This is a genomic window from Pseudomonas sp. SDO52101_S400 (genome assembly GCF_054071635.1).
Genome location: NZ_JBSVWF010000052.1, coordinates 15,450 through 27,750, shown reverse-complemented (window position 1 = coordinate 27,750; position 12,301 = coordinate 15,450). Strand labels below are relative to the sequence as shown.

Annotated in this window: 13 protein-coding genes; all 13 read right to left on the bottom strand. The window is 59.2% G+C overall.

The features are described from left to right. Positions 1-88: 88 nt before the first annotated feature. The 13 genes from ACW9HX_RS22640 to ACW9HX_RS22580 all read right to left on the bottom strand — a co-directional run bounded on the left by ACW9HX_RS22640 (position 89) and on the right by ACW9HX_RS22580 (position 12,290). Positions 89-1,564 (bottom strand): sigma-54 dependent transcriptional regulator, encoded by a 1,476-nt coding sequence (locus ACW9HX_RS22640; protein ID WP_016984300.1) that lies wholly within the window; start codon positions 1,562-1,564, stop codon positions 89-91. 172 nt (positions 1,565-1,736) lie between these two features. Further along, positions 1,737-2,033, bottom strand: coding sequence for a flagellar protein FliT (locus ACW9HX_RS22635; RefSeq protein ID WP_085733751.1), 297 nt, complete (start codon positions 2,031-2,033; stop codon positions 1,737-1,739). Between the two features lie 10 nt (positions 2,034-2,043). Beyond that, on the bottom strand, positions 2,044-2,442 hold the full coding sequence (gene fliS / locus ACW9HX_RS22630) for a flagellar export chaperone FliS (protein WP_085733752.1): 399 nt from the start codon (positions 2,440-2,442) through the stop codon (positions 2,044-2,046). Between the two features lie 129 nt (positions 2,443-2,571). Continuing rightward, the gene (gene fliD, locus ACW9HX_RS22625; RefSeq protein WP_457382322.1) at positions 2,572-4,032 is read right to left on the bottom strand and encodes a flagellar filament capping protein FliD; all 1,461 of its coding nucleotides are present in this window, start codon (positions 4,030-4,032) and stop codon (positions 2,572-2,574) included. Between the two features lie 81 nt (positions 4,033-4,113). Further along, positions 4,114-4,470, bottom strand: coding sequence for a flagellar protein FlaG (locus ACW9HX_RS22620; protein ID WP_119428826.1), 357 nt, complete (start codon positions 4,468-4,470; stop codon positions 4,114-4,116). A gap of 71 nt (positions 4,471-4,541) precedes the next feature. Further along, a complete protein-coding gene (locus tag ACW9HX_RS22615; protein ID WP_064594348.1) occupies positions 4,542-5,393 on the bottom strand; it encodes a flagellin domain-containing protein in 852 nt (283 codons plus the stop codon). A 243-nt stretch (positions 5,394-5,636) separates the two neighbouring features. Further along, entirely contained in the window at positions 5,637-5,903 is a 267-nt protein-coding gene (locus ACW9HX_RS22610; protein ID WP_119428827.1) for a hypothetical protein, read from the bottom strand. Next, the gene (locus ACW9HX_RS22605) at positions 5,900-7,192 is read right to left on the bottom strand and encodes a motility associated factor glycosyltransferase family protein (RefSeq protein ID WP_457382321.1); all 1,293 of its coding nucleotides are present in this window, start codon (positions 7,190-7,192) and stop codon (positions 5,900-5,902) included. The genes ACW9HX_RS22610 and ACW9HX_RS22605 overlap by 4 nt, the downstream gene beginning before the upstream one ends. Before the next feature lie 85 nt (positions 7,193-7,277). Next, entirely contained in the window at positions 7,278-8,204 is a 927-nt protein-coding gene (locus tag ACW9HX_RS22600; RefSeq protein WP_457382320.1) for a ketoacyl-ACP synthase III, read from the bottom strand. Between the two features lie 225 nt (positions 8,205-8,429). Continuing rightward, positions 8,430-9,482, bottom strand: a complete 1,053-nt coding sequence (gene pseI, locus ACW9HX_RS22595) for a pseudaminic acid synthase (protein ID WP_457382319.1) — start codon at positions 9,480-9,482, stop codon at positions 8,430-8,432. Continuing rightward, on the bottom strand, positions 9,479-10,981 hold the full coding sequence (gene pseG, locus ACW9HX_RS22590) for a UDP-2,4-diacetamido-2,4,6-trideoxy-beta-L-altropyranose hydrolase (protein WP_457382318.1): 1,503 nt from the start codon (positions 10,979-10,981) through the stop codon (positions 9,479-9,481). Before pseG ends, pseI begins: the two co-directional genes overlap by 4 nt. After that, positions 10,978-11,673, bottom strand: coding sequence for a pseudaminic acid cytidylyltransferase (pseF, locus tag ACW9HX_RS22585; RefSeq protein ID WP_457382317.1), 696 nt, complete (start codon positions 11,671-11,673; stop codon positions 10,978-10,980). The genes pseG and pseF overlap by 4 nt, the downstream gene beginning before the upstream one ends. Continuing rightward, positions 11,670-12,290, bottom strand: a complete 621-nt coding sequence (locus ACW9HX_RS22580; protein WP_457382316.1) for a pseudaminic acid biosynthesis-associated methylase — start codon at positions 12,288-12,290, stop codon at positions 11,670-11,672. Before ACW9HX_RS22580 ends, pseF begins: the two co-directional genes overlap by 4 nt. Positions 12,291-12,301: the final 11 nt, after the last annotated feature.

The following is a 12,301-nucleotide window of genomic DNA, read 5'->3' as shown; positions in this document are numbered from 1 at the left end:
CGTCAGTTAAACGGAACGTTGCGAGGGATGTAGCAATACCCGTGCCTAAAAAAAACTGCTTATAAATGAAGCAGTTGAAAAACAGGCGTCAATCATCCGCCTGTTCATCACCATCGCGTCGGCTCATGCCGTACTTGCGCATCTTCTCCACCAGCGTGGTGCGTCGAATACGCAGGCGTTCGGCGGCACGCGCCACGATACCGTTGGCATCATCCAGTGCCTGCTGGATCAGCCCTTGCTCCAGGCCACCGAGGTAGTCCTTCAGATCCAGGCCTTCCGGCGGCAGCATGGCGTTGGCGGTGAAGTCCGGCGTGTGGCCGTTGATTGCCACGCGCTCTTCCAGATCGCTGCGCAGGCTGTCGACCATTTGCTCGTCTTCGTCGTCGACGTAGCGGAATTTCTTCGGCAACTCGACCACGCCGATCACCCCGTACGGGTGCATGATCGCCATGCGCTCCACCAGGTTGGCCAGCTCGCGGACGTTGCCCGGCCAGCCGTGACGGCACAGGGACATGATGGCGGCGGAGTTGAAACGGATCGAGCCGCGCTTCTCGTGCTCCATCCGCGAAATCAGCTCGTTCATCAGCAGCGGAATGTCTTCGACGCGCTCACGCAGCGGCGCCATCTCGATCGGGAACACGTTCAGGCGATAGTAGAGGTCTTCGCGGAAGGTGCCGATCTCGATCATGCTTTCGAGATTCTTGTGGGTCGCGGCGATGATGCGTACGTCGACGCTCTGGGTCTTGTTGCTGCCCACGCGCTCGAAGGTGCGTTCCTGCAATACGCGCAGCAGCTTGACCTGCATCGGCAGCGGCATATCGCCGATTTCGTCGAGGAACAGCGTACCGCCGTTGGCCAGCTCGAAGCGGCCGGCACGGCTGGTGATCGCGCCGGTGAAGGCACCCTTCTCGTGGCCGAACAGCTCGCTTTCCAGCAGCTCTGCCGGGATCGCCCCGCAGTTGACCGGCACAAACGGCGCATCACGGCGCTTGGAATGGTAATGCAGGTTACGCGCAACCACTTCCTTGCCGGTGCCGGACTCGCCGAGGATCAGCACGCTGGCGTCGGTGTCGGCCACCTGCTGCATCATCTGGCGCACATGCTGGATCGCCCGACTGGTGCCGACGAGGCTGCGGAACAGGTTGGGCTCGCGATGACGGCCGCGCTCGCGGGCCTGGTCGTACATTTCGCGATAGACCTGGGCACGGTGCAGGGAGTCCAGCAATTTGCTGTAGCTCGGCGGCATTTCGAGAGTCGAAAGCACCCGGCGGCGCTGGTCTTCGGGCAAGTCCACCGAAGAATTATCGCCCATCAGCAAAACCGGAAGGAACTCATCCCAGGTTGAGAGTGTCTTTAACAGGCCCAAAAGCGCACCAGGAGCATTGACCGTCCCGATCAGTACGCAAATGACCTCACGACTAGACGACAAAGAGCCGACTGCCTGCTGCCAGTCATGGCTTCCGCAGGGTAAATTTTCTTCGCCAAGAAAATTTAAAATCACCGCCAGGTCGCGGCGGCGGACGCTATCGTCATCGATCAGCAGAATTTTGGTTTCACGCCACATGCAATAGCAACTTCCCTAGTCAACTCAATGCCCGAAACGAGGGGCAAGCGAGACGCTTGCAGGACACTTCGTGCCTGTAGACGCCTGAAATCTGAAAACAGCCACTAGTTAAGTCAAAAAACCGTGCACAGTCAAATTTATGGCGCACATGTCTGGATTAACTGAGGGTTAATTAACCAAACAGATGGTAAACCTTTGCCGCGTTCTGCGCTTGGGTGATCTGCGACATCTCGTCGACTATCGCCTGACGCTCACCCATGGCGACCTCAAGAAGCTGCTTGTAGACATGCAGCAACTCCTCAAGATTGTCACGCAGCGCCACTTCATCCAGCGAAGCCTCACTCAAGACATCTTCCATGCAGGAACGGCAATCGAGATCCAGTTGACCGATGGCCTCCCAGTTGCGCTCGGCCAGTGCACCGACCAACGCCTCTCGGGTTTCTTCGATTCGCTGCAATACAAGACTCATGGTGATCTCCTTAGAACTGAGGAGCGGGCACAGGCGCGATGGCGTCCCAGCCTTCTTTTACCGTACTCAGCAAGCCGGCTACTTCATCCAGAATACGCGGATCGCTGTTGATGTTGGCCTCGGCCAGGCGCTTCATCATGTAGATGTACAGCCCGTCCAGATCAGCCAGCGTATCGGCGGAATTCTCAAGGTCCAGACCTTCACGCAAGCCGCTGACGATACCAATGGCCTTGCTGATTGCCGTGCATTTGGCAGGAATGTCCTTGCGCTCGATCGCACCTTTGGCCTGGGCAATACGTGCCAGGCCACCTTCCATCAGCATTTGCACCAGACGGTGTGGGCTCGCTTCGGATGTCTGAGCGTGGGCGCCAACTTTCTGGTATTGCCGAAGGGCTAACATCGGATTCATGTTCTACCTCATTTGCCACAATGACTCGTATGAACAGTGTATCGCCTGCGAGTCGAAAAACTTTAGACCATAAGACAAAAACCCGGCACACGCTCGAAAGCGTAGCCGGGTTTTTGTCGCGCTTGCATGTTACTTCGCAGATTGCTGAGCGTTCAGCGAGCTGAAGAACGAAGTAATGTTGCTCGCCGTGGCCTTCATCTGCCCTACCAGCAAGTCCATGGCGTTGTACTTGGCAGTCAACGTCTTGGTCAGGTTGGCGACCCGCAGATCCAGCGCCAATTGCTGGTTGGTAAGGTCCCTGGTGTTGTTGTTCAGGATCGTCAGACGCTGATCCAGCAGACCGGTCGTGGTCTTGCCATCAGGCGAAGCCTTGAGGTAAGGATCGACCGCCTTGCTCATACGGGTCAACAGACCATTGGTGTCGTTGGTGCCGGTGAACATGTCCTGGACCTTGCCGGTCATGCCCGGTGTGGACATGGCTTTGGTGAACGCAGCCGTGTCGAACGTCAGGTTACCGGTGAGCTTGTCGGTCATGACGCCCAACTGCGAAAGATAGGCCATCGGCGTACCGGCAGTAGCGCTCTGAGCGGTCAACTGACCACGTATGTCGGCAATCAGCGAACGCGGCAGAGAATCACCGGTGAACGCCGCCTGAACGGTCAGCTTGCCATTTTCGTCCGGCGTTGCCTTGGACAAAGTATCGATGGTGCTCTTCAGGGTGTTGTAGGCATCAACGAAAGACTGAACGGACGTCTGCAAACCTTTGGTGTTGGCATCAACGGTTACCGTAACCGGTGTTCCGGGCGTAGCAGGAACAGTCAGCAGGTTCATCGTCAAACCGCTGATGGCGCCAGTGACCGTGTTGCTCTTGCTGCTTACCTGAAGACCGTCGATGGTCAGCTGCGCATCCTGTGCCAGGCCATTGACCGAGCCGGAGGCACCTGGTGCCGGGGTTGGGCCCATCTGCTGGGTACCGTCGATCTCCAGACCGGCAATACCGCTGACTGTCAGGTCAGAACCCGCGCCCGTCTTGCTCGAACTGATCACCAGACGCGAAGATCCGGAGCTGTCGGTCACGATGTTCGCGGAAATACCATTGACAGCCTGAGCCGAGTTGATTGCATCGCGAGTGCTCTGCAAAGTCGCGTTCGCCGGGATCGCAACATTGTAATCAGTGCCATTCTGACTGATTTTCAGGGTACCACTCGGAATGGCACTGGCAGCACCACCGGCAAAGGATGCACTGGCTACTTTCGAGCCCGTGGCCAGTTTCTGCACAACTACACTGTATGTACCCGATACTGCGGTGTTATCCGAAGTCACGCCCAGAACAGTCGGAGTCGCCGACGTAGCGGTGTAACCGGAAAACGCAGGGGTGGTCTTGCTGCCCAGGTTGGCCATCGCCGCCTGGAATGTCGTCAGCGCACTTTTCAGCGTACCGATACCGGAGATCTTCAGCGTGTTGGTTTTGGTCGTGGCATCGATCTGCGTCTGCTTCGGCGACTTGTCCGCGTTGACCAGCGCAGTAACGATCGCACCGATGTCCAGGCCGGAACCCAGGCCCGTACCCGGTAAAATTGGACTTGCCATGTGCATCTCCCTTGGGGTTGTTGCCAGTCTTTTGACCCTTGCAGGCGCCTAAAGAACTTCAAACACGATTCATGCCAGCTATCAGACTTTGGCGTCGAACAAAACGTGGCTCGCGTTGGCGAGGCTGTCTGCCAGCTTCAGCGCTTCTGCGGAGGGGATCTGCCGTACGACTTCGCCCGTCTCGCTTGCAATCACTTTGACGATGACTTTCCCGGAATGCTCATCAATAGAGAACTCCAGATTGCGCTTGATCGATTGCACGAACTTCTCGATCTCCTGCACCGCCAACTTCAATTTGCTTTCATCCGTTTCCTGACTGTCTTTTACGGCAGCAACGGCATCAGCAGCCTGCGGCTTCGTTTCCGACGGCTTGTCAGTGACAGTATTGGCTGGTTTGGGAGCCGGATAAGTCACGTTAAGCTTTACGCTCATGTCCATGCTCATCACCTCTTAACGTGAAAAAGCGAGAGAGCACGCAAGCGCACTCCCCCGCCAAACTCATTCCGAAATTACTGAAGCAGCTTCAGTACAGCGGAAGGCAGTTGGTTGGCTTGAGCCAGAACAGAGGTCGAAGCCTGTTGCAGGGTTTGCTGCTTGGTCAGGTTAGCAGTCTCTGCGGCGAAGTCGGTATCTTGTACGCGACCTTGTGCAGCAGTGGTGTTCTCGGTGATGTTCTGCAAGTTCTGGATGGTGCTGGTCAGACGGTTTTGCGAAGCACCCAGAGCGGCGCGAGTGGCGTTGATGTTCGCAATTGCAGCGTCGATCGCGGTGATCGCGTTGTCGATGTTCGAAGCGGCGGCAGCCGAAGTAGCACCGGTCAGAACAACAGTACCGCTACCTACCGACAGGCTGACGGCGTCGAACTTGCCGCTCAGTACCAGGTCGATGTGGTTGGCGGAGCCAGTGTTGGCGCCAACTTGCAGAGTTACAGTACCAGCCGAACCGTCCAGCAGGTTTTTGCCGTTCAGGTTGGTAGCAGCCGAGATACGGGTGATTTCGTCAGACATCTGAGCGAATTCAGCGTTGGTTGCGGTCTGGTCAGCAGTGCCGTTGGTACCGTTACGAGCTTTAACAGCCAGTTCACGCATACGCTGCAGGATGTCGGTCGAAGCTTGCAGAGCGCCTTCAGCGGTCTGGGCAACGGAGATACCGTCGTTGGCGTTCTGGATAGCCTGGGTGTTACCACGGATCTGCGAGGACATGCGGGTAGCGATCTGCAGGCCAGCGGCGTCGTCTTTAGCGCTGTTGATTTTCAGGCCGGAAGACAGGCGCTGCATCGAAGTCGACAGAGCGTCGGAGGCGCGGTTCAGGTTTTTCTGAACGTTCAACGACGTGGTGTTGGTGTTTACTGTTAAAGCCATGACGAATTCCTCGTTGGTTGGGTACTGCGGCTTCCGGCCCTGGCAACCGCCGGGTATGGCCTAGAGAACCTTCGTAATAGTTATCGTCGGGTTTGCAGGTTGCTTGAGGGCTTTTTTGAAAATTTTTGCCATCACCCTGCCACCCCCGCGAAAACAAAGACTTAGCAGCACTTCACCCCCGAAAAAATGACGCCATAAAACCGTCCGTGGCGCAAACCTGCGGGCCAGTGCTGTCGGCTTTCTTCAAACCGCAGATTTTTCCAGCAACCCGATCAATTCGTACTCCATGAAATCGGCGAGCCCGAGCCAGTCCTGGCGCTCCTGACATTCGAGCATTTGCGTGAGTACTTGCGCCCACGACTGCTGGACATCCGGCGGAGCGGACACCAGCAGAAGTTGTGCACCTTCGAACACATCCACCATGTCCAGCGCCGCTTCAACATCACGTCCCAGGCGAAACAGGCCTGCACAGCGCCGGCATTCGTCGACACAGCCTTGCAGCGCACTCATTGCACGAACTCCTGATTGAAACGCGTCCCGGCAATCAACGCACCTGCGCGGCTACTGTTGAAAAACTCGACGTGCGGCTGACTGGCGATGTATCGCTCAAGCACACACAGATAACCGCGAAAATTGAGCTGAGTACTGACACGCTCACCGAAGCCGTCACGCACCCAGTGCCGCGCCTGATTCACCGATGGCCCCAGATCACCGTCACTCCAGCCGGCGTGGGTCTTGTTCATCGGAAACGCAAAGTCGGCGCCAAACAACGTGATTCGCGCCGCGCCCATCTTCACCGCCAGATCCACCGCCGGATGAATCACACTGCCGCCGACATGCAGCAGCGCCCGCGGATGTTGCTCACGCAATGCCGCATAGACCGGGCTCAGCGAATAACCGCCGTAACGCTTGCCCTTCCAGGCCCTCAGTACCTCAGGGTCGCTCATGGGCAGATACACCAGCGGGATGCCGTCGGACTCTTCAAAGGGCAAATGCCGGAAGCTGATGCGCTGATCGATACTCACCACGCAGTCGGGCACGATCCCGTGCTCACGCAGTGGCCGGTAAGCGGTATCGACACAAATGAACAGTGGGCGCTCATCTCGCTCGCGAATCGCGGCCAGTCGCTCGAAATGCTGCTCAAGGGTCGGCCCGGTGCCGATCACGTAGATCTCCCGACCGACGCAGGTGCCGAACAATTGCGCCACGTCATCGTCAGCGAGCAACACCGGCAGGCAGTCCTGCAGGCGTTGTTGAATGAAGGGCGACTGCGGATCGAACTCACGATTATTGAAGCTCAGGTGCACTTCACTGACCAGCCGATCACGGATCTTCGCGTTGAAGTCGTCGGCCAGCAGCATCTCCGCCGGCAAGGCAAAGAACGGCGTGCAGATGTCTGGCAGGTCACCGGCGTATAGAAGTTCTACCCGGGGATCTTCCAGCCATTGCTGCTGATCAATCAGTTGCAACACCAGTGCGAACAGCGCTCCATTGAGGATATGCACATACAAGCGCTCAAGCCCGGCACGCTCCAGCAGCACGGTCGGCAAATCTCCGAGGCCGGTGCCATAGACGTGCAATCGCGACTTGTCCGCCGGCAGACTGGCGGCCTGAACCCGGGCCTCATGGACGCGGTCGTGGCGACTGGTGAGCTGAATGCCGTTGATGCTCAGCGTCGAACCCAGCCCCTGCGCCAACCCGGCCTCGATCGTCGAACTGTCTTCGCTCATCAACCGTGCGAACAGCGCCGGCCAGCGTCGCTCAATGACGTTGGCATTGGCTTGAAAAAACTCGCTCATGGCGCCTCGCGCTCCATTCAGGCAAAAAAATAGCGTTCAAGGTTACCCCTTGAACGCTATTTTTGTATCCGTCGTTTTGGGTGGTTCAAGGACGATAGATAATCGCCGAACCCCACGAAAGACCGACGCCGAAACCGCTGAGCGCCACTCGGTTCCAGCTGGAATCCAGCGCGTGCTTCTCCAGCAGCAACGGAATGCTCGATGACACGGTGTTGCCGGTCTCGACCATGTCCTTGATGAACTTCTCCGGCTCGCCTTCGAAGCGCCGCGCCACCGCATCGACAATCGCCGCGCTGCCCTGGTGAATGCAGAACGCATCGATGTCATCCGCGTTGAGGCCGGAATCGTCGAGCAATTCATGCAAGTGCGCCGGGACTTTCAACAATGCAAAGTTGAACACCTGACGACCGTTCATGAAGAAAACGCCATCGGTGACTTTCAGGTGGGGCGCACCGGAACCGTCGGTGCCGAACTTGGCCTTGCCCAGCGCCCAGACCGGGTCTTCACCCATCCAGGTCGCGGTGGCCGCATCGCCGAACAGCATGGTGGTGTTGCGGTCCTCCGGGTCAACGATTTTCGAATACGGGTCGGCAGTGATCAGCAACCCGTTCTTCAGACCGGCGGCTTCCATGAAGCCCTTGATCGCGTAGATGCCGTAGACGTAACCGGAGCAACCCAGGGAAATATCGAACGCTGCGACGTTGGTCGGCAGGCCGAGCTTGTCCTGAACGATGGCAGCGGTGTGCGGCAAGCCTTCTTCGTCACCGTTCTGGGTGACGACGATCAGCGCGTCGATGGATTCACGTTTCAGTTCAGGGTTGTTGGCAAACAGCGCATTGGCCGCTTCAACGCACAGATCGGAGGTTTCCTGTTCCGCGTCTTTACGTGGGAGGAAGGCCGAACCGATCTTGCCGAGGATGAATTCTTCATCCTTCTCGAATTTTGCACCTTGTGCGTAATTGTCCACGCCGGCTACAGGAACGTAGCTCGCAATGCTTTTTATGCCAATCATTACGGCTTCCCAATAATAAACAGCCCAATACCACCGCTCGCAAGGATTCGAGGGGCGCCGACAAACAGAAAACGGCCGCCACAAAGGGCAGCCACGGGGAGCGCAAAGGGCTATCACTGCAACCGATAACGGGCCAGGCGCCATCTCCCCGGTCAATACAATACAGTGAAGATGCGCGTTATGACTCGCAGGTCACGCTATTTTGCCGAATCGGTGCAGATCGGGTTATTCGACCAGTGACCAGTCCAGCGGCGTGCCGCGCTTGATCGGCACCCGCGCACGGCGGCCGAGGACGGCATCGGTGTGCTTGGGCGGCAGACCGAGACCGGGACGAATGGCGCGCAGATTGGCCGCCGTGAAGGGCTCACCGGCCGCCATATCGGCCGTGACGTACAGCGACCGACGGTAAACCAGAGACTTTTTCTCAGCCTCGGTCACGCCGTAATGCACTTGGCCCATGGCCTGCCAGGCGCGCTCGGTTTCGACCACCAGGCTGGCCATTTCCGCGGGCTCCAGCGAGAAACTCGCGTCCACCCCGCCCGCAGCGCGGTCGAGGGTGAAGTGTTTCTCCACCACGGTTGCGCCCAGCGCCACAGCGGCCACCGACACACCAACACCCATCGAATGATCGGACAGCCCCACCTGACAGCCGAACAGCTCACGCAGATGCGGGATCGTGCGCACATTGCTGTTGAGCGGCGTCGCCGGGTAGGTGCTGGTGCATTTGAGCAGCACCAGATCCTTGCACCCGGCTTCACGGGCCGCGCGCACAGTTTCGTCGAGCTCGGCGATGCTGGCCATGCCGGTGGAAATGATCATTGGCTTGCCGGTCGCCGCGACGCGGCGAATCAGCGGCAGATCAGTGTTTTCGAAGCTGGCGATCTTGTAGGCCGGCACATCGAGGCTTTCAAGGAAGTCCACGGCGCTGTCATCGAACGGCGTCGAAAACGCGAGCATGCCCAGCTCCTTGGCCCGGGCGAAGATCGGCGCGTGCCATTCCCAGGGGGTGTGGGCCTTCTCGTACAAGTCGTACAGCGAGGTGCCGGCCCAGAGGCTGTTCGGATCCTTGATGAAGAATTCGCCTTCCGCCAGATCCAGGGTCATGGTGTCGGCGGTGTAGGTTTGCAGCTTCAGGGCGTGAGCACCGGCCTTGGCAGCCGCTTCGACGATCTGCAGGGCGACGTCCAGCGACTGGTTATGGTTGCCGCTCATTTCGGCAATGATGAACGGCGGTGCGTCGGCGCCGATCAGGCGGTCGCCAATCTTGAAACTGTTCATGAACGGTGTTCCTTCAAATCCTTGGTGAACACGCAGGCACTTTGGGTGAACCCGGCGTCACGAAATACATTCAATGAGGCCTGGTTGGCCGGCAAGACCTGTGCGCTGATCGTGGTCAGTTGCGGCCAGTGCGCTGTGACAAATGCCTCGCCTCGCGTCAGCAGCGCCCTGCCCCAGCCGAGACCGAAACGCCCCTCCAGCAGATACAGCGAAACTTCGGCTTCAAAGCCGCGCAGATCGTAGCGCAACACACCGACCGGGCCGTCATCGGCCTCGGCGATCAACAACAGTCGTTGAGGATTGCGCAGACTGGCGTTCAACCAGTTCAGATGCTGCGACCATTCGATCACGCCGCTCTTCACCGACCAGCGCTGCACGGCGTCGGCATTGCGCCCGTCGAACAACACCTGCGCATCGTCCAGCGTCACTGCGCGCAACTTGAGCACCGCACCGGCCAGTGCCGCCGCGACCCGCAGCGCACCACGTCCGTCGACCAGTTGCCGTGAACGCTCGGCCAGGCTCTGCCGCAAATAAAAATTGTCGACGACAAAACCGATGGCATCACGCAGTTGCTCGACGCTCACCTGCTCCCGGGCTCCCATGAACACATGGGCGCCGGCCGCCGCCATCACCTCGCCGTTGGCCTGCTGGTTGTTCGATACCGCAATGCAAATCGTCGGCAGGCCCAGGGCCGCACGCTCCCAACTGGTGCCACCGCCGGCGCCGATGAACAGGTCGGCGTCGGTCATGCGTCGATGAAAATCGCTGACAAAACTGTGCAGACGCCAGTTCGGCCGCGTCTCGGCCAGTGCCTGCATCTCTGTCCATGCCGGGTTGTCTGCACCCGCGACAAAGTCCACTTCAAGCCCGGAAAAATCCGCCAGCGCCCGCATCGCGTGATGGGTCTGGCGGGCAGCGTCGAAGCCGCCGAAATTCACCAGCACCCGCCGCGCCACAGGTTTGATTTCGATGGCCGGGCCGCCGAACTCTTCACGCAGCATGGCAAAGCGCGGGCCGAGCAATGTTCGGCAGCCAGCCGGAAGCAGCGGCTGATAGTTTTCACTGAGGCCGGAGAGGTTCTGATTGAGCAACAGATCCACGCTGTAGCGACGGGTCGCCAGATCGTCCACAGCGGCGATCCGTGGTGCGAAGCGCCGGGCGGCGGTCTGCCAGTGATGATCGAGGCCGTAATGGTCGGCGATGACCCAGTCGAATCCGGCCTGCCCTTCCAGCTGTGTCGCCAGCGCATCGATATCCGCCTGCCACGGCAGCATCGACTCGATGGCCTGCTCCGGGTCTTCACCGGCGTAGCGATCCGGCAACGCGAATGTCTCGAAGCCTTCACTCTGCAACGCATCGAGCCGATGCCCCGGCAAGCGACGACAGGCAAATGCGACATCACTGCCCTGCGCACGCAACACCCGCGCCAGCGTCAGGCATCGGGCGATGTGGCCGCTGCCGATAGTCGGCGAGGCGTCGGCGCGGATCAGCACTCTCATTGCAGCTCCCCGCCGGCCTTGAGTACGGCATAGAGGTATTCGGCGCGTTTCCAGTCTTCAGCGGTGTCGATGTCCTGCACCAGATGCCGGGGCAGGATCACCGGCAGGCTGGCCGGCGAATACAGAATCTCACCCCGCAGCCAGGCCTCGCTGCGGCCCCAGTAGAACTGGCCGGCATCCTGATAGGCAGCGGGCAGATCCTGCGAACGGGTATTGCGAAACTCGGGGTACATCGCCGTCAGCGCACCCTGCCCGTCGAGGGTCAAGGCACGCTGCACCGGAAAGCCGAAATCGGTGACCGAAAATGCAAAGGATTTATCTGGATGCCGCTCCAGTAATTCATAACCCTCACGCAGGAACCGCGCCTGCAACAACGGCGCCGTGGCGTACACGCAGCAGGCATAGTCAAAGTGCGGCAGTTGCTGCAAGGCGTGCACGATCACCGCCGCCGTACCGGTGAAGTCATCGGCCAGCTCCGCCGGGCGCAAGAACGGCACCTGCGCACCATGAGCCTGCGCCAGCTCGGCGATCTCTTCGTCATCGGTGCTGACCACCACCTGGTCGAACAACCCCGAATCCAGCGCCGTGCGAATCGAGCGGGCAATCATCGGCACACCGTCGAACAGTTTGAGGTTCTTGCGCGGAATGCGTTTGCTTCCGCCACGGGCCGGGATGATTGCGACGTTGCTCAAGGGCGTTTTTCCAGCAGGAACCAGGTGACGTCATCCAGCGGGAATTGCGGATCGCGGTGATAACCGAAGCCGTAATCCAGCAGTTGCAGATCCGGATAGCGATCAAGCATTTCCCCGGCGAAATCGCGCTTGAACAGCTTGCCGCTGTTGCCACGATAGGACACTTCCACCGGTGACGGATTGTAGTATTCGGCGATCAGGATGTAGCGCTGGCTCAGCTCGTACAACTGCGCATAGGCGGTTGGCAACAGCTCCGGGGCCAGATGAATCAGCACGCCTTTGCTGAGCGTCAGGTCGTAACGGCGCTCGCGGGGAAAATCGAACAGCGAGCCGTGCCAGATGTTCGCGATGTCCAGCGCCCGCGCCTGGGCACAGGCGCTGGCATTGATCTCGACACCGGACAACTCACAGCGCGGCAACAGCTGCCGCAACGCCTGCAAGTTATTGCCGGCGTTGGTACCCAGTTCCAGCAGGCTGTCGATCCGCCCGGCACGGGTCAGCGCTTTGGCGAACAGCGCCAGATTGGCCGCCACCAGCGGTTGCCCGACGTTGCGGTCGACGTACTGGTTACCGAATTCGCCCTGCCAGAATTGTTCCTGTTCGCTCAGATCACGCATTGCCGTTTTCC